The sequence below is a fragment of the Methylocystis sp. genome (assembly GCF_051062815.1).
GTDB lineage: Bacteria > Pseudomonadota > Alphaproteobacteria > Rhizobiales > Beijerinckiaceae > Methylocystis.
This window is the reverse complement of sequence record NZ_JBPFDU010000007.1, coordinates 25,399-46,323: the sequence shown is the minus strand read 5'-3', so window position 1 is coordinate 46,323 and position 20,925 is coordinate 25,399. Positions and strand designations below refer to the sequence as shown.

General features: G+C 59.0%; 16 protein-coding genes. 11 read left to right on the top strand and 5 right to left on the bottom strand.

Features of this window, described 5'->3' with window-relative positions; genetic code table 11:
* Nucleotides 1–134 precede the first annotated feature (134 nt).
* Nucleotides 135–3,596 carry an HTH domain-containing protein gene (locus ACR65W_RS00960; RefSeq protein WP_434500545.1) on the bottom strand — a complete coding sequence of 1,154 codons (3,462 nt, stop codon included), beginning with the start codon at nt 3,594–3,596 and terminating at the stop codon, nt 135–137.
* Nucleotides 3,597–4,157: 561 nt separating this feature from the next.
* Here ACR65W_RS00960 and ACR65W_RS00955 point away from each other — a divergent pair.
* The 10 genes from ACR65W_RS00955 to ACR65W_RS00910 all read left to right on the top strand — a co-directional run bounded on the left by ACR65W_RS00955 (nt 4,158) and on the right by ACR65W_RS00910 (nt 17,628).
* Nucleotides 4,158–4,745, top strand: a complete 588-nt coding sequence (locus ACR65W_RS00955; RefSeq protein WP_434500544.1) for a DUF3489 domain-containing protein — start codon at nt 4,158–4,160, stop codon at nt 4,743–4,745.
* Nucleotides 4,746–4,749: 4 nt separating this feature from the next.
* On the top strand, nt 4,750–5,361 hold the full coding sequence (locus tag ACR65W_RS00950; protein WP_434500543.1) for a DUF2924 domain-containing protein: 612 nt from the start codon (nt 4,750–4,752) through the stop codon (nt 5,359–5,361).
* 15 nt (nt 5,362–5,376) lie between these two features.
* Nucleotides 5,377–6,963 carry a recombinase family protein gene (locus tag ACR65W_RS00945; RefSeq protein ID WP_434500542.1) on the top strand — a complete coding sequence of 529 codons (1,587 nt, stop codon included), beginning with the start codon at nt 5,377–5,379 and terminating at the stop codon, nt 6,961–6,963.
* Nucleotides 6,964–7,497: 534 nt separating this feature from the next.
* Nucleotides 7,498–8,640, top strand: coding sequence for a tyrosine-type recombinase/integrase (locus ACR65W_RS00940; RefSeq protein ID WP_434500541.1), 1,143 nt, complete (start codon nt 7,498–7,500; stop codon nt 8,638–8,640).
* Between the two features lie 172 nt (nt 8,641–8,812).
* Nucleotides 8,813–11,119, top strand: a complete 2,307-nt coding sequence (locus ACR65W_RS00935; RefSeq protein WP_434500540.1) for an AAA family ATPase — start codon at nt 8,813–8,815, stop codon at nt 11,117–11,119.
* On the top strand, nt 11,116–12,975 hold the full coding sequence (locus ACR65W_RS00930; RefSeq protein ID WP_434500539.1) for a UvrD-helicase domain-containing protein: 1,860 nt from the start codon (nt 11,116–11,118) through the stop codon (nt 12,973–12,975). Before ACR65W_RS00935 ends, ACR65W_RS00930 begins: the two co-directional genes overlap by 4 nt.
* A gap of 268 nt (nt 12,976–13,243) precedes the next feature.
* Complete coding sequence (locus ACR65W_RS00925; protein WP_434500538.1) at nt 13,244–13,450, top strand: helix-turn-helix transcriptional regulator; 207 nt, start codon at nt 13,244–13,246, stop codon at nt 13,448–13,450.
* Nucleotides 13,451–13,875: 425 nt separating this feature from the next.
* Nucleotides 13,876–15,186: a type IV secretory system conjugative DNA transfer family protein gene (locus ACR65W_RS00920; RefSeq protein WP_434500537.1), complete on the top strand. Its 1,311-nt coding sequence runs from the start codon at nt 13,876–13,878 to the stop codon at nt 15,184–15,186.
* Between the two features lie 31 nt (nt 15,187–15,217).
* A complete protein-coding gene (locus ACR65W_RS00915; RefSeq protein WP_434500536.1) occupies nt 15,218–15,571 on the top strand; it encodes a hypothetical protein in 354 nt (117 codons plus the stop codon).
* Nucleotides 15,568–17,628, top strand: coding sequence for a hypothetical protein (locus ACR65W_RS00910; RefSeq protein ID WP_434500535.1), 2,061 nt, complete (start codon nt 15,568–15,570; stop codon nt 17,626–17,628). Before ACR65W_RS00915 ends, ACR65W_RS00910 begins: the two co-directional genes overlap by 4 nt.
* A gap of 20 nt (nt 17,629–17,648) precedes the next feature.
* Here ACR65W_RS00910 and ACR65W_RS00905 read toward each other — a convergent pair whose 3' ends face one another.
* Complete coding sequence (locus ACR65W_RS00905) at nt 17,649–17,864, bottom strand: dodecin family protein (RefSeq protein ID WP_434500534.1); 216 nt, start codon at nt 17,862–17,864, stop codon at nt 17,649–17,651.
* 228 nt (nt 17,865–18,092) lie between these two features.
* On the bottom strand, nt 18,093–18,701 hold the full coding sequence (locus ACR65W_RS00900) for a hypothetical protein (protein ID WP_434500533.1): 609 nt from the start codon (nt 18,699–18,701) through the stop codon (nt 18,093–18,095).
* 348 nt (nt 18,702–19,049) lie between these two features.
* Here ACR65W_RS00900 and ACR65W_RS00895 point away from each other — a divergent pair, with 348 nt between their 5' ends.
* On the top strand, nt 19,050–20,024 hold the full coding sequence (locus ACR65W_RS00895) for a replication-relaxation family protein (RefSeq protein WP_434500532.1): 975 nt from the start codon (nt 19,050–19,052) through the stop codon (nt 20,022–20,024).
* On the opposite strand, the gene ACR65W_RS00890 is transcribed toward ACR65W_RS00895, so the two are convergent.
* Complete coding sequence (locus ACR65W_RS00890; RefSeq protein WP_434500531.1) at nt 20,018–20,488, bottom strand: hypothetical protein; 471 nt, start codon at nt 20,486–20,488, stop codon at nt 20,018–20,020. The two genes, ACR65W_RS00895 and ACR65W_RS00890, sit on opposite strands and share 7 nt — an antisense overlap.
* Before the next feature lie 205 nt (nt 20,489–20,693).
* On the bottom strand, nt 20,694–20,903 hold the full coding sequence (locus tag ACR65W_RS00885) for a hypothetical protein (protein WP_424375180.1): 210 nt from the start codon (nt 20,901–20,903) through the stop codon (nt 20,694–20,696).
* Nucleotides 20,904–20,925: the final 22 nt, after the last annotated feature.

Sequence of the window (20,925 nt, the reverse complement as noted above, 5' to 3'; positions counted from 1 at the left end):
ACAACAAGAGGCTGCTGGAGCCGATCGGAAACATTCCGCCAGCCGAAGCCGAAGCGCGCTATTATGCGCAAATCGCGAAGCCCGCATTGGCGGCGTGACTCAAACGAAACAGCCTCCGGCAAACCCGGGGCGGTTCAAAGTGTCGTCAGAATGCCCGTCTGTTTGTTCTTGTCGATCATGGACGCGTGACGGTTGATGAAGCGATCGTCGACAACGAAGGCATCGACGTTCTCGCCCATGCTCAGAACCGCGAAGGTCGGGTGCATGCAGATCATTTCGCCCTCATCGACCTCGCGAGAGCGCGCGGCATGCACACGCCCTGATCTGAGTCCTTCGGAAAGTGAGCGCCGGATCGTCTCTATGACCTCCATCTGACGATCCGCCAGCGCTTCAAATGCAATCAAGCGATTGGCTTCGATGTCCGTCGAGTCATCTATGAATACAGTGAGGCCGGCCGCTTGCAGTTTGTCGAGGACGCCCACGGTTCTCAGATAGGCCACGGACAGGTGATCGAGATAGAGTTCGGCACCGTCGGCGATGGCAGGCTCCAACGGCCAACTTCGTTCGTGAAGCTTCAGATAGGAGCGCGCGGCTTCCTCTTCGCCCGCCATCAGAAGGCTCTTGGCATGCACCTTCGCGACAACAGCCTGGCAGCTGCAAAGAACGTCCGCATAGGCGGACAGATCGGCCTCTTCTTCCATGAGCGATCCGATGCGATGGACCGGTGCCGATCGAACGACGTAGCGCAGCGTTTCGCTGTCCGATTCCATCTTGGCGCGCACCGTGATGAGCAGATCGGCAAGCGCGGCCCCCACTTCCCGGTCGAGGGCCTGGTTGCGCACCATGAGCGGCGGCAGAACGTTCAAATTCTTCGCTGCTATCAGCCGCTTGAGAAGATGGGCCTCCTTGATCTGGCTGGGCTGGTGGAAGCGGGCCTTTTGCCGTTCCTGAAACAGCCATCCGAGCGTGGTGTTCGGTATCACGACGTCGGCATAGGTCGTGAGAACGATGTCCAGGAGATCCAGGCGCGCCAGCGTGATAATCGCGGCCAAATCCAACGCAATGCGTTCGGGCTTTGGCACGACAAATCCAGGGCGGGCACCACTATAGGCATAGACGATGCTGCGGCGGCGCGGATCAGGCTCGTTCAGATTCACCAGTGACGGCAGCAGCATAAAGTCGATGAGCGATCGCCCCAGCATGTGCGCCGCGCCGAACACTGGTACCTGGCCGGCATTCAGCTGCTGCCACACCGAAGCCTCCCGCTTATCCCATTCTGGCTTACGGTCGAGCAACTCTCTCATCGACATGGATTGTAGCGGACCATCGCTGCCGGAGAGAGCGGCCGCCCGGCTCAGCCATTGGCTGGTTGTTGCGTTCTGCTCCCAACCGGCGCTGGTCGCATGGAAGTAGGCGGCCGCCAAGATGGCCGGGGCATCGGCAGACCGCTCGGCTGCCGCGGTTACGAGATCGCGGGCATGGGGCGCAGCGACCGCCTGAGCGAGCTGTCCCGCGGCCAGCAGTTCGGCAGCGGTGCGATGTTCGCGGCGCTCCCATTCCGCCGCAGTGTATGCGATGAGCTCGTCCCAATCACCAGAAGCAATGGCTAGGTTGACGCGCAGCGCCCTGTCATTGGCGTCGTCCCTTGCCTCCGATAACTCCTTTAATACAGATCGAGCTTCGTCGAACCGGCCCTCGCGATAGAGTGACCATGCCCAAACGGTTCGCAACCCGACGGATTGTCGAACGAGGTCCGGGTGCGCCGCGAGGAACTCATAGAGCTTGCCGTATTCGGCAGCAGCGTTCAGAGCGGTCGCAATTCGCGACGCATCCTCCAGTGCGCCCGTCCGCGCAAATAGCGCCTCGGTGTAAGGAAGCAATTCCGTCCAGGCTTTACGTTCCTCAAGGAGGTTGGCGAGGTTCACCAGATCGCGGAGGGCGCCGGTTTGTTCGTATAGCCGTCTGCGCGCGGCAGCGGGATCGTCCCCGGCGGCCTCAGCAATGATCCTTTGTAGAGACCGCTGTTCGTGTTCGCCCATGCCGTCCGCAACTGCCTGGGCGAGATGTCTGTTCGCCTGGTCTATCAGCCCGCCACGCGCTAGCAGCTCGATTTCGATAGCTTGAATCCCGCTTTTTTGCAGATGCTCGTAGAGCTGCGCACGGTGTCGTGCGATGTATTCCGCCGCCTCGCGAGGATTTCCCTGCGCAAAGGCGAGCGCAAATCGCGCGAGTGCTTCGTCCGCTGTGCCCTTGCCTGACAGGGCGATGCGCTGCTCGATCTGCCGTTCGATCGCTGCGAGGTCGAGTTTGATGCCAAACTGAAGAGCGAGATTGAGCCGCCGCAGCGACTGCGCCGGATCGCGCATGCTGGCGCGCAGCTCTTCCATGCCCAGCGCATGATCCCGCGGGTCGCGCAATTTGAGCCAGAGCGCGTAATCTGAATCCGGATTGGACGGGTTGGCGACGCCCATGGACTGCGCGAAGTCGGAGGACTTGCTGAACAATGCGGCCGCACGCCTTCGGGCCGCCAGGGCCGTGCCGTCAGAGGCGAGCGGAAAGCTGTTCGCTTCGAAGAGGACCTGGCTCATAACAGCTGTCCGGAGCTCCAGCGGCACGGCCTGAATAAGTTCCGTCATCGCCACGGCGTGGTACAGCACGGGCGCTTCGCGGAAGTCATCGTCGGCTATCGCTGCAGCTATGGCCGCGGCGCGGCCCCACTCTTCCGTGCTCAGCGCGTTCATAAGATAAAGTAGCTTGCCTTCGGAATCGAGATCGGTGAGCGCGAGACCAGCCTTATCGAACCAGGCAATAGCGCAGTTCGCACCCTCTTGGTTGGTTACAATACGCAACGCAGCGGAACGGGCCGCGGGCGTGTGTATGCGCGTCAGCAAGGCGAGAGCTGCAGCCTTGTCGCTGACGGATGTCAGAAACGCTTCTGCGATGGTGGCGTCTTCGCCGTTGCCCAAAGCTTTTGCCTTGGCGAGGAGGATTTGAGCCTCGCCGGAGGTTTCGCTCAGCGCTAGTAGGCGTGCGCTCCACGCCAGCGCCCGGGCCCGGGTCTCGCGCGAACCGCCGGCAAACTCCGCCACATCGACGCGGACGGCAAGAACGCGGGCCGCCTCCTTGGTGGGAAAGCCCGCCAGAAACCGTGCCTTGCGGATACGTTCGATTTCCGCGTTGATCTGTTCGTCGGAGTAAGCGGCAAGGAAGGCCAGCTGCCGCATTTCAGCCTGCAGCCGCAGCGCCTCCGCCGTTTCCTTTTGGAATTTGGCCTCATGCCTCTTTTTCCAGGCGATCAGCATCTCCGCGGGGTAGGTCTCCCACTGCTTATCGACAAGCGGATGATGATGGCCGCACAGCAGAATGAGGTTGGCCGGCGCGTTGCGCTGTTTCTCGGTCAGACCAGGCTTGCCGCGCGGACCGTTATCGGCGGCTGCATAGATATGACAAATATGACCAATGACGGCGGCATCGGATTGAGGCGTGCCCGCGGCGATGATCCTGTTCGTGCACGTCGGTTCGGCACATTCGTTTCCGCAGCTTCCGAACAGAAGCTTGATGGTTTTTGCGGAATATTGGCGGGTCGTCCTGGCCATTAAAGCAGTGTGAAACGAATTTGGCACGGCAATTTTTGAATCACGAACTGCGCCGAATCATGACTGATATTGGAAGTATAGGCCCGTGTCTGCAAGAGGCACCTCCTGCTCGGTTTTATGAGGAAGGATGAAGAGAGGATCGTTGTCAACTGATTCGAACAGACATCACAAAAACGCACACACTTAAACGATGGCGAGTTGTCATAGCCATTCAGTGAAACATCTCGTTGAACGACTTTGGCCCGTTCGATTACGCTCTACCTGTCGCTAGGGGTTCAAAACGGAAGTCGTTCGAATGGCTGGGTGCGCAGTTTATCCAGAGCGGTACCGATTTTGGCGTGCCCAAGGGGATTCGGACCTGTTATTGCCCGATGCATGGATTGTGTGCTGCGCGTACCCAATGTCCTGAGAATTCCCTGGACTTCTCTGCGGAGCAGAGCGTTGCTCGGGGTCATGGACGGGCAAGCAAAGCCCTGAGCCCTCCTCCTCACCCCGCCGGCACAGCGCCATGGCGGGTTGTGTCAGTGACAGCGGATGCTGTTGCTCACGACGGAGGAGAACATGCAGAAACTTACTGACAATCACTTGATCGTGCTCTCGAAGGCGGCCGCACGGGACGATGGCGTCGCCGTTGCGCCGCATGGGATGGGCAAGGCGGCGGCGGCGAAAGTTGGATCGAGTCTCGTCGCTCGTAAACTCATGCGGGAGAGTCGATCGAAGCCGGGAATGCCGGTCTGGCGCGAATCGGAAGGAAAGAACATCAGTCTCGTGATCACGCGCGCCGGTCGCGACGCGATCGAGGTCGAAAAAGACGCGACGCCTGCCGATCATTCCGCTCTACAAGCGACGTGCGCCAGCGCCGTCGCGAAGACTCAAAGGGCGGCCAGCGCTGCTGTGCAACCGGAAGAGCGTTCGATCGGCGCGGCCCCACGCACGGGATCCAAACAGGCGCTCATTGTCGACATGCTGTCGAAGGAACCGGGTGTGACAATTGATGCGCTGATCAAGGCGACCGGCTGGCTGCCGCATACAACGCGAGCGGCTCTGACGGGGCTTCGCAAGCGTGGTTTTGCAGTCGAACGCATCCCGCACGCGCCTGGAGCATCGCTCTATCGGATCGCGAGTCGCTCCTGCCCGGCTCGGGCCTGATCTGATGACGCGGTCCCCGTCGCGGCGGCGTCCGGCGGGCCTGCCGGACGCCACTGATATCAATGCGGAGCTCGCCCGCATCATCGCGATGAACATCGAAGAGTTACGCGAGATGTGGCGCGCGAAGCGGAAGCGCGAACCGCCTGTCGCATTGACGAAGGATCTCATGGCGCGTGCGCTCGCACACTGGCTGCAAGAAGAGCGTCTCGGCGGATTGGAGACCCCTCTGCGCCGGCTTCTCGCGACAGTCGCTAAGAAGGGCTCCGCGCCCTCGAGACGCTTGAAGATCGGTTCCGTCATTGTCCGAGAATATCAGGGCAAAGCGCAGGAGGTGCTCGTCGTCCCCGGCGGCTTCTGTTGGGAGGGACGGATCTATCCGAGCCTGTCGACCATCGCCTTGAAGATCACGGGCACAAATTGGAATGGACCGCGCTTCTTTGGTCTGCGCGGCGACGAAGAGTCTGCGCGGTCAGCGGATGTAGACGAGACAATCCAGTCACGCGCCCTGCCGACAAGCTCTTCAATTCGGCCCAGCAGGAATACGCCCGCCCGAGCCGACCCTTCCCACACAACGCTCAGGCGGGGACTCGCGAGCCGCCGCCTCTCCCACTTTTAGTCGGGGACGCAGCGCATGAAAACAGCCGCCGCCAAGCCTCAGCGCTGTGCGATCTACACGCGCAAATCGACCGAGCACAATCTCGACCTCGCCTTCAACTCGCTCGACGCGCAGCGGGAAGCTTGCGAGGCCTATATCAAGAGCCAAGCCCATGAAGGCTGGCGCCTGGTCGCCGATCGCTTCGACGACGGCGGATTGTCCGGCGCCTCGCTGGAGCGTCCGGCGTTACAAGGCCTTTTGGAGCAGGTCCGATTCCGTAAGATCGACATCATCGTAGTCTACAAAGTCGATCGCCTGACGCGCTCGCTCGCCGATTTCGCCAAGCTTGTCGAGCTCTTCGATGAGTTCGACGTCTCCTTCGTCTCGGTCACTCAATCCTTCAACACCACTTCAAGCATGGGTAGGTTGACCCTGAACGTGCTGCTGTCCTTCGCTCAATTTGAACGCGAGGTCATCGGTGAACGCGTCAGGGACAAAATTGCCGCCTCCAAGCGCAAGGGGATCTGGGTCGGCGGGCCAATTCCTCTGGGTTACCAAAGTGTCGGCAAGAAGCTTGAAGTCGCTCCTGACGAGGCGGGACTGGTACGAAAAATTTTCGCCGATTACCTGCGCCTCGGATCAATCGGCGAACTGGCGGCGGCGCTCGACCGGGAAGGCGTCAGACCAAGACCCCGGAAGCTCGCGAGCGGCAAAATTATCGCCGCCGATCGCTTCATGGTCGGCCCGCTCGCGCATATGCTTAAAAATCGCTTTTATGTCGGCGAGATCGCCTATCGCGGAGAGATTCACAAGGGCGAGCACGAGCCGATTCTCGATCGCGATCTCTTCGACGCGGTTCAGGCGAGATTGGCCGAAGGCGCCGTCAAGCGAAAGCTCACGAGATCACGTTCCTCCTCCATGCTCGTTGGTCTTCTCTTCGATGATCGCGGCAACCCGATGAGCCCGAGCCACGCCAACAAGAAGGGCGTGCGTTATCGCTATTACGTGTCTCACGCCTTGCTGCAGAACCGAAAAAGCGAAGCGGGAACCGTCTCCCGCGTGTCGGCGCCCGATGTCGAACAACTCGTTTGCGACGCTCTGAGGGGGAGGCTTAACGCAAATGACGACGCCTGCGATCGCGATCTGATTCGGGCCCGGATCGAGCGGATCACCATTGAATCCGATCGAATCGCGATCACGTTTCGCGAGCCTGAGCTGCAAGCAAATCTACTGGACTCTGATATTGCGCCGAATAAATTGCACGAGCTGACAATCCCCTTTGCTCCAAAACTTATGCCCCGGAAGGTCGTCGCGCAGGCTCCAATAGACCAGGGGACGATCGATTCCGAAACGCGAGAGGCGCTGCTGAAAGCGATTGCGCGTTCACGCGGATGGATGGAGACGATCCTTTCGGATAAGACCGCCTCCTTCGAGGCCATCGCCTCGAGCGAAGGTCTCGCGGAACGTCATGTTCGGCGCTTGGCCGTCCTTGCGTTCCTGTCGCCAAAAGTCATTCAGGCGATCGCCGACGGCGCCGCTCCCTCGGGTGTGACAGTCTCCAGCCTGACACAGGCTCTGCCCCATGCTTGGGCGGATCAGGAGCGACTGCTCGGCCTCAGCTAAAACCCCCAATCACGATCTTGTCCGATTGCGGCCGGCGCCGCGCCGTCTCATGCCTCCGCCGTGCCTCGATCCGGAGCCGACGACATAGTGAATACACTTCCGGTTCGTCGTCCGAATCGCGTCGAAGCGAACCAGTCTGCGCGCGAAGCGAACCTGTCTCAGGCGGCGTCCGTCGAAAAATCCCGGACATTGGAAAATCGCCGACTGAGACTGTGGCCGGAATCACGCCATTAAGACCTGGATTTTCCGACTCAAGAAGTCTCTGAGACGCCGCTCCTCGCGCAAACGCCCCAGAAATCCGGCCTTTTTCCCAAAGACCGCGTCCGGTCTGGACTTCCGGGAATGCTTGGCTGGGGCGGGAGGATTCGAACCTCCGTATGGCGGAATCAAAATCCGTTTTTTCGTCTTTTCGCCGTATTGCAGCACGCATCATAGATGCCTTCATCTAACTGTTTTGTAAAGATTTCTTGCTTCAACGCGTCTCATGGGATATCCGGGTAGCACACCCCCAAGGCGAGCCAAAAGCGAGCCAAAATGCGTGTCGCGCTCACCGATAATTTTGTCCGAACAGCGAAGCCGCCCGGACATGGGTCGGCCGCTATTTTTGATGAAACCCAGCGCGGGCTATGCCTTCGCGTCAGCGCGGCCGGCACCAAGAGCTTTTGCTTGGTGCAGGGTAAGGAACGAACCCGCACGTATATCGGGAAGTATCCGGCTATGTCCTTGGCGCAAGCTCGGACTGAATGCCGCCGCATCCTTGCCGTGCAGACGCTCGGTATCGGAAAGAAGGAGACGGCTGAAGCCGTCTCCTTCGATGAAGCTCTCGAAATGTTCTTGGCCGCTTCGGCGAAGCGCAATCGACCCCGCACGACGAAGGACTACACGCGGCTCCTCAACAGGCATTTCGTGCCCCCTCTCGGCAAGAAGAACCTTGCCGACATCACTCCACGCGAAATCGCGAAGATCATCGACAACTTGCTCGGAACGCCTTCCGAGTGTGCACATGCATTTGCGGCAGTGAAGATTTTCTTCCGCTGGGCGATACGGCGTCACCTAACAAAAGCCAGTCCAGCCGAAGGATTGCAGGGGCCTCCGAAAGCGCGCTCCCGCGAACGGGTTCTCGCAGATGCCGAACTCCGCGAGGTGCTGCAAAAGGCACGGGACCAAGGCTTCCCCTTCGGCCACGTCCTGGAACTATTGATCCTCACCGGCCAACGCCGCAGCGAAATCGGGTCGCTCGAATGGAATTGGATCGACGACGAGAAGCGAACTATCACGCTCCCAGCCTCGGTGACCAAAAACAAGCGGGAGCACACCTTCCCCTACGGCGACATGGTCGCCGAGGTGCTTGCCAAGGTCGATCGCAGAAGCCGGTTCCTCTTCCCCGGCAGCAAGGATGTCTCACTGCCAATCACAGGATGGTCGAATTTCAAGGCGGCCTTCGACAAGGATTGCACCGTCTCGTCGTGGACGCTCCATGATCTGCGTCGCACGTTCGCCACCAACCTCGCCGCACTCGGCGTTCGTCTGGAGGTGACAGAAAAACTGCTCAACCACGTCTCCGGTAGTTTCGGCGGCATCGTCGGCGTGTATCAGCGTCACGGCTACATGGACGAGATGCGCGCCGCCATTGAAGCGTGGGAGACGCGGCTTTTGGAAATCGCATCCCGGACCTAAGGCATGCTACTCTTACGGTTACCCATATTCAGATTTTGACTCGAACGCGACCCTCATCGGTGCCAATCTCATCGCGATCCCGAGGCTGTAGCTCGCCTATTAGCAGACACTCATCGACGCAGTCGTTTGATTGCGCGAACCCCGTATCGTACACTTATAGATGAGAACATCTATGTATATTAAGCAAATTGAGATAAGTAATTTCAGAAAACTTCTCGCTGTGCGGGTAGATTTCGCCGCAGACAAGACGGTATTCGTCGGAGCAAACAACAGCGGCAAGACTTCTGCTATGATTGCCCTTCGGCGATTTCTTTTTGATTCAAAAGCATTCTCTATAAATGACTTAACACTTTCCCATTGGAAGATGATAAATGTTGCGGGCGACAGATGGGAGGAGGCGCTAAAGAACAACGAAGCGCCTCCGTCGCCGAACTCCCTTCTGGAGCTGATGCCGTTTCTAGATATTTGGCTTCATGTCGGCCCCGGCGAACTGCACTACGTTCAGAAACTCATTCCGACATTGGACTGGACAGACGATCTGATAGGGGTCCGCCTACGCTATGAGCCCGACGATGCCTCCGCTCTCCAGCAAGAATATCTAAAAACTCGTTCGAAAAACGCCGATATGCTCCGCGCTATAACCGGAACCGCGGGTGCCGGAGCGAGCGACGAAGGTGCCAACCCGAGTATTGATCTTTGGCCACTGTCACTACTGGACTACCTCGACCGCAGGATGCGGAAGGCGTTCAAGGTCAAAGCTTACCTGCTCGATCCAGCGAAACTAACGCCGGTAGTAGATGGCCGAGCGAACCCCCAGGCACTCCCTCCCGACCAAGAACCCATCGAGGGTGATCCGTTCGATGGCCTGATCAGAATAGACGAGATAAGCGCCCAGCGTGGGTTCGGACAAGCTGGGCCGCCACGTTCATTCCGAAATGATGGTGGGAGCTTGTCGCCTGGGGAAAGCGTCGGCGGACGCAAACTATCGACTCAACTACGAGCCTACTACGACAACCATCTTGATCCATACGAAACGCCGGAGCCGAACGACATAAAGGCGCTCCGGGCACTCGAGGAAGCACGTGTTGCCTTCGACGGCAGGCTTAAGGAATCCTTTGACAGCGCGCTGAAAGAACTAGAGGGCTTGGGCTATCCGGGAGTCACTGACCCGAAACTGACCATTTCCACAAAAATCCGGCTCCAAGACAGCCTCAGTCACGATGCAGCGGTGCAATACGAAGTGCCGACGATCGACGCTGATAAAATCCATCGTCTCCCGGAGGACTCAAACGGCCTCGGTTACCAAAACCTCGTCTCGATGGTGTTCGGTCTCATGAGCTTCCGCGACGCCTGGATGAAGGTTGGAAAAGCGGGTAGCGGAGACAAAGCGACGACGGCAGTGATCCCGCCGCTCCACCTTGTCCTGGTAGAAGAGCCTGAAGCACACCTACATGCACAGGTACAGCAGGTCTTCATCAAGCAGGCGTACGAAGTTCTCCGGAATCACAAGGACCTGGGTAAATCGACGAAGCTGACCACGCAACTGGTCGTGAGCACCCACTCCAGCCACGTCGCTCACGCCTGCGATTTCGCAAACCTCCGCTACTTTCGTCGCCTGCCAGCGTCACCAACGACATTCGCTGTTCCCATCGCAACTGTCGTGAACCTGACAGAAGTATTCGGAGGCAACGATCAGACTCCGAAATTTGTTACCCGGTATCTGAAGGCCAGCCACTGCGACCTATTCTTTGCCGATGGGGCCGTCCTGATTGAAGGCTCCGGCGAACGAATACTCGTGCCGCATTTCGTCGAAGAAAGGACACAGTTCGATTACCTGCAACGGTGTTATCTGACGTGGTTGGAGATCGGCGGTAGCCATGCACACCGGTTGCGCGACCTGATTGATCACCTAGGACTTACAACGCTCGTCATCACTGACCTCGACGCCAAGAACGCAGCTAGCGAGGCGGCAGAATCACCGAAACGCGGTACCGGCCAACTTGCGCGCAACCAGACCTTAAAATCGTGGGTTCCATCGAACGAGGCGGTCGACACGCTGCTCGATCTTGCTGAGCCAGACAAAGCGATCACCTATCCAAGCGGGTACGCAGTCCGGGTCGCTTACCAAACTCCTGTCGAAGTTCATTTCAAGGGCAACACAGGAGAAGCACTCGCGAACACGTTTGAGGACGCACTGCTCTACCAGAATCTACCGTTTTTCACGAACCGGAAAGGGACAGGATTAATCGGCAAATTCAGCAAAGCGATAGATGCTGCCGCCGATCTCCCCGCGCTTGCCGAAGCGGTCCGGGAAACACTGAAGGACGGAGGAAAGGCGGAATTCGCACTTGATCTGCTATTCAGTACGGATGTGGGTAAACTGGCCGTGCCAACCTATATCGAAACTGGTTTGCTGTGGTTGATTGAGCAACTGCGACGCAAGGAGGACGACTTAGCCCCAAAGGCAGCAGTTGCATGACTACAGCGGAACCTACGACCGATGACCACGCCGACGATCATGTCGATGACGTGATTATTGGATGCCTTAGCCTTGATGCGCCGAAGAGCTTCTTCCTTTTCGCCGGTGCGGGTTCGGGGAAGACGCGCTCCCTGGTTAAGGCCCTTGACCATATCCGTGCCGCGCTTGGCCCAACGCTGAGACTTCGCGGACAACGCATCGCCGTCATCACCTACACGAAAGCCGCACGCGACGAAATCATTCGGCGGACGCAGTTCGATTCGGTGATTGCGGTTTCAACGATCCACAGCTTCGCCTGGTCGATGATCCAGGGCTTCAATCACGACATTCGCGAGTGGCTCCGCGTTCAGCTCGCCGACGACATCAGCGAGCTTCAGAAACTTGAGACCAAAGGGCGCCCAGGGACTAAGGCTTCGGCAGACCGACTTGCATCAATTGCCTCGAAAACACGCCGACTGCAAGGTCTCGATACAATCAGGGCGTTCGTCTATAGCCCGGACAGCGACAATCACGGTCGAGATTCACTGAACCATGCCGAGGTTTTGAAGATCGTCGGCAACTTTATCCAGACCAAGCCTGTCATGCAGCGCATTCTGATGGACGGGTTTCCGTTCATCCTGATCGATGAGAGCCAGGACACCAGCAAGTATCTTATCGAGGCGCTCTTCAATCTCCAGCAGGCGTACCCCGCAAATGTTGCTCTCGGGCTTCTTGGCGACATGATGCAGCGAATTTACAGCGACGGTAAGGATGGCCTCGGCGAGCAACTGCCGGCTGGTTGGATCACGCCAACGAAGAAACTAAACTTCCGCTGTCCGCGACGAGTGGTTCGCCTCATCAACAAGATTAGGGAAGCTGGCGATCGCCAAGTGCAGATACCCTGGAGCGGTGCCGTCGAAGGGCATGCCAGGATTTTTATCCTGCCGACCAGTACTGTCGATAAGGTCGTCGCAGAACGGGCGATCGCTAGTCAGATGGCGACGATCACTGGCGATCCCGAGTGGGAGGCGGAGGACGGCTTTAAGAGTCTGATCCTTGAACACCGTATGGCGGCTCGACGCATGGGATTCGAGCAAATGTTCATGCATCTCTACCCAATCGACCAGTTCCGCACCGGCCTCCTAGACGGAAGCCTGTCGATCCTGACATTATTTTCCGGCCGGGTGCTGCCACTGGTTGACGCGAAAGACGATAAGTTCGCAACCGCAAGAATCGTTCGGGCGTCGTCACCCCTGCTAAGCGCCGACAAACTGCGAGCTGCTGAGAATCAGACCGAAGTGCTGCAGAAAGCCCAGGCGGCGGTCACATCACTTCTGGAACTGTGGGAGAATGACGGAACTCCGTCGTTCGGCGACGTTCTCGGGAATATTGCCGCCACTGGCCTTTTCACTGTACCTGACCCGTTGCGACGGGTCGCATTTCGCGATGAAGCATCGATCACTGAGCAGGACGACCCCGACGCGGAATCGATTGATCGGCAGACCGAAAGAGATGCGGCGGTTGATGAGTTCCTAAACACTCCGTTCGAGCAGATCAAACCTTATGCGCGATACGTCGCCGGCGCTGCTCGGTTTGATACTCATCAAGGGGTGAAGGGCCTAGAATTCCCGCGTGTGATGGTTATCATGGATGACTCGGAGTCGCGCGGATTTCAGTTCAAGTTCGAGAAGCTCTTCGGTGTCGGGACAGGAGAAGACGCGACTACCGCATCCACCCGCCGGCTTTTTTATGTGACATGCAGCCGGGCAGAGCGCGGTCTGGCACTGGTCGCATACACCGAGCACCCCGAGCGGGTGCGCCAGCACGTTCTCCAGCAAGGCTGGTTCACTGAAGCCGAAGTTCAACTCGGCCTATAAGTCAGCGCTGATATGGCAACGCCCGCCCTGGCCGAAAGCGGACGATGTCCGCAGCGGAGGTGGCATAAGGTGGTAATCGAACGTCAACTGTTAGCGTAGTCAGGCGCAGTGGCGTGAAGATAAACGTGTTCCAAACCTTCTCACCCGGCACATGTTCAACTATGCACAACTATGTGCATCTCGCCGGGAGCACGGCGACATGCTATGTTCACTCGCCCGCTAGCGAGCGATCTGGGCGTCGCGATGCCTCTTACTGGAGGACATCACGATGTTCGAGGAGCGAATGCTGGTGGATTGGAAAACCTTGAAGAAGCTCGGCTGGCCTTATTCCCGAGCGCACACGTGGCGAATGATCAACGCGGGTCGTTTCCCGGCTCCACAAAAGTTCGGCGAACACCCCGGTTCTCGCGTCGCGTGGCGCTGGAAAGAAGTCCGCCACTTCTTTGACGGCTCCGACCCAACCATCGCCGCCTAACACGGGCGTTCCCCATCATGGGGCGAGAGGCTCGGCATCCAAACCGAGCCTCTTTTCATTTCCCGCCCTCGCCCACTAGGGGAAATCGAGGGGGAAATAGTGAGGGAAACCGTTTCCCTCACTCGGGAACGCTAAAGCCCTGATTCCGCGCCAGTTCGCGTGCGCTATCGCGCCCGACCCAATAGCCTTTTTGGCCCCTATCGGACGCCAACGAGCCACGCGCGCAGACCTACCGACCATGCGCTTGGGAAAGCCTCTTGGGTCGGCCGCTTTCAGCGGCACGACGAACTGGCGCGGACGGTTCCGACGTATAATGAATAGCGGACAGCTCTTTGCGCGGGCAACCGCGTTCGAAGGCCGGCGATCGGCACCGACCGAAGCTCGTACCAGCGGCACGAACACTCGGCACGGCCCGACGCCGGCTTATGCACACGGCCCACCCCTACACCCTCGGCGCGCTCACCAATGGCGAACGCGTGTCTCTGTCGCGTTCCGATCGCCGTCGCCATGTGTACGTCGCCGGGCAGACCGGCACCGGCAAGACAGGACTGCTCACCAATCTCATGCAGGCGGACCTCGGCGACGACGCAGGCTTCTGCTTTCTCGACCCGCACGGCGACGCCAGCCAACTCATTGCCGGCATGGTGCCGCGCGACAGGACGGGCAACGTCATTTATCTCGACCCGTCCGACCCCGCCCACACCTTTTCCTACAATCCCCTCTGGGGTATCCCTCCTGACAAGCGCGCCGCCGCAACAGCCAATATCGTTTCGGCTTTCAAGAACATCTGGGCACAGAGCTGGGGTCCGCGTCTCGAATACATCCTCACCAATTCCCTCCGGCTCCTGTTCGACACGAAGGACCAGACATTGCTCGGCCTTCCCCGGCTTCTGGTCGATGAGACGTATCGCGAAAGCCTCATCAAGCGATGCCGCGATCCAGTTATCCGCGCTTACTGGCGCAACGAATATGCCGCCTACGACGACCGACATCGTATCGAGGCGATCGCGCCGGTGCAGAACAAGATCGGCATCCTGCTCTCGAACCCGTTCATCCGATCGATCATCAGCCAGCCTGCTTCGACGATCGATGCTCGGCAGATCATGGATTCCGGCCACGTGCTCATCATCAATCTTTCCAAAGGTCGGCTGGGCCAAGAGCCAGCCCATCTTCTTGGTGCTCTCCTTATCACCGCTTTCGCTCAAGCGGCCGAAGCGCGGCAAGAGGTTCCCGAGGACGAACGCCGCGACTTCACCTTGTATTGCGACGAGTTCCAGAACTTTGCCACGGACAGCTTCGCGTCCATCCTTTCCGAAGCGCGCAAGTGGCGGCTTTCATTAGTGGCTGCGAACCAGCACGTCGGCCAACTGCCGGAGAGCATTCGGCAGGCCGTATTCGGCAACGCCGGCACGATCATCGCGTTCCGAGTGGGCGCGCAAGACGCCGCCATTCTCGCCGACGAACTCGTCCTGAAGAATCGGGCGATGCTCGCCCAGACAGATAACTTCAAGGCTTGGGCGCGCGTTATGCACGATGGCGTCCCTAGCGACGCCAAGCTCCTCCACATGGTGCCGCCGCCGAAAGCCGGCGGCCGCTTCCCCGCTGTGCTCGCGCAGAGCCGCGCGCGATACATGGTCCCGAGGAACCTCGTCGAGAAGCAGGTCGAAAAGTTCTTCCCGAAAACGCCGGCCGGGCGCCAGCGAGGACGAAAACGATACCGCAATCCTGATGCTTGACCGGCCATTCCGGCCGGCGCACTTTTGTCGGATGCGCGTTTCTATCACTCATGACGACATCGTGGTGCGCAAAGGGTTCCTCGGCCGCGAGACCAGATACCGCGTGACCGCCTACATCGACTTTTCCGACGAAGAGAGGACGATCGTGCAGCGCTTCGCACTAGGAACGCATGAAGCGTATGCAGCCGAGGAGGCTGTCGATTTTCCCAACTTCGCCTTCACGATCAACGATCTGATGTACAAGCGCCCGCACGTCCGCTTATTCCCCACCGCGCTTGCTGCCCGCATGTTCGAGCAGCAACTCGCCGAAGAGATCCTGCCGCGCGTCAAGGACTACATTCTCGGCAACGCCGCTTCGCGCCATCCGTCGAGCTATGAGATATGATCTTCCGCGTCTTCTTCGAGAACCACCGCAACGCGCCGGCGACCGTTCGCCAGCAGGCGCAGAAGAAGAACACTGCGCTCTATAACCAGGCATGCGCAGCCCTCGCCAAGGCAAACCTTCCGAGCGCCGACGCATTCGCGGAGCGCCTGGCCGCCAGCGCCCCGAGCCCGCTCCGCCCCATCTTGGCAGACATCGGCGCGCACCTTTACCGAGCCGAGGGATTCGAACCAGGCTCGATCCCGCCTCCCCCGCCCATTCCGGAGAGCATCGAAGCGGCGCGATATCGCGACCACCTCGCGGCATGTATCGACAGGCTTTCGGACCCAGAGGCGTTCGGCCGCTTCGAGCGCGCAGTCGCAAACGTCTTCGAGATGATCATCGCCGCGGCACCCGACATAGACGAGGGGCCGTTCACCGTCTCGCTACTCGACATGTTGCCCGACGCTGGAAAGCTAATCGAGCAGATCGCCGACGCCCTCTGTCCGGTATCGGCGACGTTCCGCGAGCGGTATGACCAGAACCGCTGCGCCGCGTCGCGGCTCCCCTTCACGAAGGAGAGCCTCGTCTCGCCGAGGCTTATTCAGCCCTCCGCATACGGCGCCGCAGCCCGCGAGTTAGTCGCCCTGTTTCTCAAAGAGACACCATTGGCGTCTCTTGCGTCGGCGCGCCTGCCCTTCGGCATTCCCGAGGCGCAGCGTGGCGAACATTGGCACCTCTTGGGAGGCAGCGGGCACGGAAAGACGCAGACGCTTAGCCACATCATCATGAGCGATCTTCTAAAGCCAGACCCGCCGGCGCTCATCATCGTCGACAGTCAGAATCAGATGCTGCGGCATATCCAGCGGCTGGCGCTTTTCGACCCGGATCAGCCCGGCTCGCTTGCCGATCGGCTCATCATCGTCGACCCGGAAGACGAAACGCCGCCCGCCCTCAACATGTTTGCCATGAACAATGCGCGCATGGCCGGCTACTCCCGCGCCGAGCGCGAGATCGTCGAAGGTGATATTCTCCAGCTTTTCAATTACATCTTTGCGTCGCTTGCAGCCGAACTCTCGACCCAGATGGGAACCGCATTCGCATATGTCTCACGCCTCATGCTGTCGATGCAGCCCGCCGCGACGATTCACACGCTGTTGGATTTCCTAGAAGAAGACGTGAAGCGCGCCGAGCAAAGCAGCTATTACGACCGCATCGCCGCACTCGATCCGACCGCCCGCAACTTCTTCGAGAAGCAGTTTTATAAGAACGCGTCGTTCGCGACCACGCGCATGGCGTTGGCGCGCCGCCTGTACGATGTCATTCACGTGCCGGCATTTGAACGCATGTTCGCTTCTCGGCAGAACAAACTCTCGATGTTCGATGCGATCCAGCGCAAGAGCATCATCTGCGTCAACACGAGCGACGCGATGCTCAAGGACGCCTCTCCCCTTTTCGGGCGGTATATGATCGCCTCGACCATGGCCGCCGTGTTCGAGCGCGTGGCGATTCCCGAGAGCGAATGGCATCAAGCGTACCTCGTCATCGACGAGGCCGCAGCTTACTTCGACGAGAGCCTCGAAACCCTTCTTCGGAAAGCGCGCAAATACAAGCTCGGCGTTCTCTTCGCGCATCAACTCATGGACGACCTAAAGCCGACCATGCGTGCCCATGTAGCTTCCAACACCAGCATCAAGATGTGCGGCGGCGTCAGCTACGCAGATGCCCGGCAACTGGCGAATGATTTGCGAAGCAGCCCCGACTTTCTTTTCGCGCAACAGAAAGACGGCCAACGCGGCCGCGAGCCGCAGTGGTCGAACTGGGCCTGTCATGTACGCGGCATGACCCCGCGCGCGGTGTCGATCACCGTCCCCTTCTATGCGCTTCGTGACGCTCCCAAGATGAGCGAAGCGAGCTACCGAACTCTCCTTGCACGCAACCGTGCGCGCTACGCCGCCGATCCCGACCCGGCCGCACCCGCGCCCGAGAGCCCTCCTGCCGGGCAGGAACCGCGCGAACCGCCACCTGCGCCGCGCCCAAATCCGCAGCGCAACCGCCCACGTCGCGATCCCGACGCGTGAAAAACGGGAAAAGGAACACTCTACGGCTCTTCTTCGAATTTGAACGACACCTTCAATTTTGTACGGAAGGACTCCACTTTCCCGTCCTTTATTTGAACGTCCTGTTCGGTAACTGTTGCAACACGCAAATCTCGCAACGTTTTTGACGCGCGCTCGACTGCGGCTTGTGCAGCGGCCTCCCAAGATACTGGGCTAGTGCCGATAATCTCTATGACCTTGTAAACGCTATTGGCCATGATTTCCTCCTCTTACAAGATTGTCATCAACCACTCAGCTGTCGGTTCATCCGAAGAAAACACATGGCGCGGGCCGGTTCAGATACAAGACTATCCTGCGGCCGTGGCCGCTCGCATATTCGCCTACTACCATCTGAACTATAGCAAACAAAATCCCCGCGCCGTTTCCGGCGCGAGGACAAAGGGCAAAAGCCTAAGTGCAAGAGCGAAGGCACGAAGCACCGAGAGCTACTTGCGACGACCCGCAAACCACCAGCTGCCGAGCCACCCGCTGACGCCGCGACCGACGCTCACGCTGCGCTCGTCATCGCTCCAGCGGTAGAACGTGGCAAAGCACCACTTACCGTCCGCGTCCTTCCAGTGCGTCCCATTGGGGTGATCGTCGGCGAAAGTCGCGTCAACCTCGTTGACAGCCGCCAAGGAGAACGGATCGGCGGGAACGAGCCCGCGCGAGGAGTACTCCTTCTCCAGATCATCGTCGCTGATCCAGCGACCGACCTTGAAGAAGAAGATCTCGGCTTCGTCGCCGTCGCCGCGGGGCATGTCGGCCACCACAGCGTCAGTGACGTATTGCTTGCGGCCGGTGGCGGCGAGCGCCTCTTGCGGGCTGCGGGAGCGATTGACGCGCACGCAGCGCACGATCATGTCGCTAATCGCGTCCACGCGTTTTTGGATCGCGGCAAGCCACTCAGCCGCGAGCACGTCGCCCTGCATTTCGAGCACCTGCTGAACGGCGGCGCTCGGGAATCCCGACTTACGCAAGCGGGCTTCGAGAAGCTCCTGCGCCTTGCCGATCTGGCCCGAGGTGATGGTCGATGGGGTCATGACTGTGGTCATGGCGTCATCTCCTTTTGCGCCAGCGGGCTCCCTCGACGAGGGTTTGCCATGGCCAGCGACGGCCCATGAGTGGGCAGCCAGTGGCCACGGCAAATGCGGGGATGTGAAGGAGCTGGAACTGCGAAGAATGTTAGCATAACATATTGATTTGTCAATAGTTACGCCTTCAGGACATATGTCGCCCTACATAGCCATTTTTTGTACACGTCTCCGGCGCGATCCCCTCTCCGAGACCGCTCATGATAAAATTACGCGTGACGCATGGCATTCCGCCGCGGCGTATGCAGGCGCTCGGAGTTACATGCATTACGTTTATTTTCTCCGCGGCGCGCGTATGTACCCTCCCTTATGAGCGCGACTAATCCACGAAGGAATCGCAGCCGGCGCGCGCCCGAGCCCAACGGCCAGCGAACCAAGATCACGGACAACGACATCTTCGGCATCTTCGAGCCGTTGAGCCGCTACGCGCAACTCACGACGAAGCAGCTCGTAGCCTACGACCGTCGCTATGCCCAGCGGACGCGCGATCGACTGACCGCCCTGTTCCATGACGATCGCAAATGGCTGCGGCGCTTGAGCCAGGAAACGACATTCGCGAACTATCTCGCTCGAGATGAGCTGTACCAGCTTGCCGAAGAAGGCGCGCTTCTTCTCATCAGCAAGGGCCTTCTGCCCAACGCCGAATGGGTTTTCAATTCGAGGGTCGGCGGCAACAGCACCATGCCCTCGCGCCTCATTCGGCTGGCGCACGATCACATGGCATCCGACATCGCGCTCGACATCGAGATCGGCGCGCGCGGCGCAGCCGCACCCTTCCTTAATCATATTGAGATCATCAAAACCGCGCCCGCGGCAATCCAGAAACTCAAATATCCGCTTCGTGTCCCGGTGCCCGACGTGCCCGGCGCACCCAAATGGATCGAACCTGATGCGCTCTTCAGTCTTGGAGGTCGCTACTACGCGCTCGAAGCCGATATGAACACCGAGAGCATCCCGACGATCATCCACTCGAAGATCATCGCCTATCGCGAGATCGTCTCCGCATGCGTCATCGACGAACATCTCGGCATCGATAATCTCACTGTGCTGTTCGTGACGATCAACGAACAACGCATGCGCGCCATCAAGGAGGAGCTGCGCGGCATTGCGCGCGACGGCCGTTCGAAAATGTTTGCATTCGCCTGCCGCCCCGACCTCGCAAACTTTCTGAAAGCACCCGCGCCGACGGGACGCATGTTCACGCTTCCATGGGAGCGCGTCGGATATGACAATCTATCTTTCGACGGCAATTCACCTCAGTTTGACTCACGACGGCATCAATAAGTCGCGCCGTCCATGCCTCGCCAACCCTTATCCGTCTTAAGAAAATCGAACCGTAGATTATTGAACGTCTTGCTCCCTCCTGGCGCGACATAGCCCACAAAGGTTGGATTTGTCATGGCCATCACCGAATTGCACTCGTTCCCAATCGCCTGCAATTTTTCAAATGAAAAACCTTCTTCTCGATTGCATAACCGATTAGCACCTTCCGGGAACACAACTGTCACATTAGCAAAAATCGTATAGACGACGGCTTGCGGTACCTTCTGCTCGCGTTCGCTGACCTTTTGGAAACTGCTAATGCTGTACTTTTCATTATGATATAAACTGCGCAGAAACTGATGTTCAAATACCGATCGCGCGTTGGCTTCTGTGGGAGTGCAAGCAAAGAGGCAAAATGCGTTTGCAGACTTACATGCAACCAACACGGCGAACACGAAGGCGGCAATCATTGATCCCGTTTTCATAACATCCTTCCCCTCTCAAATTATCAATCGACCAACAGCTCAAGACAGCAGCGTTGGCTCGCGCCGGCAAGTGCCGTTAGCAAGAACTGTCCTCTCATTCGGCCTTGTACCGGCCTTCCAGTCAGCACAGAATATGCGAAACGCTATTTCCCTTCTGCGCACAAACTGAAAGCCCAGAGCCACACGCGTGCGTGTGGCTCTTACCTCACTCCTCCCGCTCTTTTGGCGGAACGAGAATGAATTGCCCGTCGAGCGGCATGAAGTGCAGCCGCACGACCAGCCCTTCGCCTTCATTGAAACGCCAGGCGGCGCCGATCGTAGTCATGTAATCGCTGTCAGGCGATTGCTTCGCCCGCGCATGATACACCGGGCGGGACCCCTTCGACTTGCTGTCGTTTCTCCTCTGTGTCGGCATGTGCACAACCTCCATCGCGCGC

Coding starts and splice junctions, on each gene's coding strand:
- ACR65W_RS00960 (WP_434500545.1), bottom strand. CDS start 3,596: ATGGCCAGGACGACCCGCCAATATTCCGCAAAAACCATCAAGCTTCTG.
- ACR65W_RS00955 (WP_434500544.1), top strand. CDS start 4,158: ATGCAGAAACTTACTGACAATCACTTGATCGTGCTCTCGAAGGCGGCC.
- ACR65W_RS00950 (WP_434500543.1), top strand. CDS start 4,750: ATGACGCGGTCCCCGTCGCGGCGGCGTCCGGCGGGCCTGCCGGACGCC.
- ACR65W_RS00945 (WP_434500542.1), top strand. CDS start 5,377: ATGAAAACAGCCGCCGCCAAGCCTCAGCGCTGTGCGATCTACACGCGC.
- ACR65W_RS00940 (WP_434500541.1), top strand. CDS start 7,498: ATGCGTGTCGCGCTCACCGATAATTTTGTCCGAACAGCGAAGCCGCCC.
- ACR65W_RS00935 (WP_434500540.1), top strand. CDS start 8,813: ATGTATATTAAGCAAATTGAGATAAGTAATTTCAGAAAACTTCTCGCT.
- ACR65W_RS00930 (WP_434500539.1), top strand. CDS start 11,116: ATGACTACAGCGGAACCTACGACCGATGACCACGCCGACGATCATGTC.
- ACR65W_RS00925 (WP_434500538.1), top strand. CDS start 13,244: ATGTTCGAGGAGCGAATGCTGGTGGATTGGAAAACCTTGAAGAAGCTC.
- ACR65W_RS00920 (WP_434500537.1), top strand. CDS start 13,876: ATGCACACGGCCCACCCCTACACCCTCGGCGCGCTCACCAATGGCGAA.
- ACR65W_RS00915 (WP_434500536.1), top strand. CDS start 15,218: ATGCGCGTTTCTATCACTCATGACGACATCGTGGTGCGCAAAGGGTTC.
- ACR65W_RS00910 (WP_434500535.1), top strand. CDS start 15,568: ATGATCTTCCGCGTCTTCTTCGAGAACCACCGCAACGCGCCGGCGACC.
- ACR65W_RS00905 (WP_434500534.1), bottom strand. CDS start 17,864: ATGGCCAATAGCGTTTACAAGGTCATAGAGATTATCGGCACTAGCCCA.
- ACR65W_RS00900 (WP_434500533.1), bottom strand. CDS start 18,701: ATGACCACAGTCATGACCCCATCGACCATCACCTCGGGCCAGATCGGC.
- ACR65W_RS00895 (WP_434500532.1), top strand. CDS start 19,050: ATGAGCGCGACTAATCCACGAAGGAATCGCAGCCGGCGCGCGCCCGAG.
- ACR65W_RS00890 (WP_434500531.1), bottom strand. CDS start 20,488: ATGAAAACGGGATCAATGATTGCCGCCTTCGTGTTCGCCGTGTTGGTT.
- ACR65W_RS00885 (WP_424375180.1), bottom strand. CDS start 20,903: ATGCCGACACAGAGGAGAAACGACAGCAAGTCGAAGGGGTCCCGCCCG.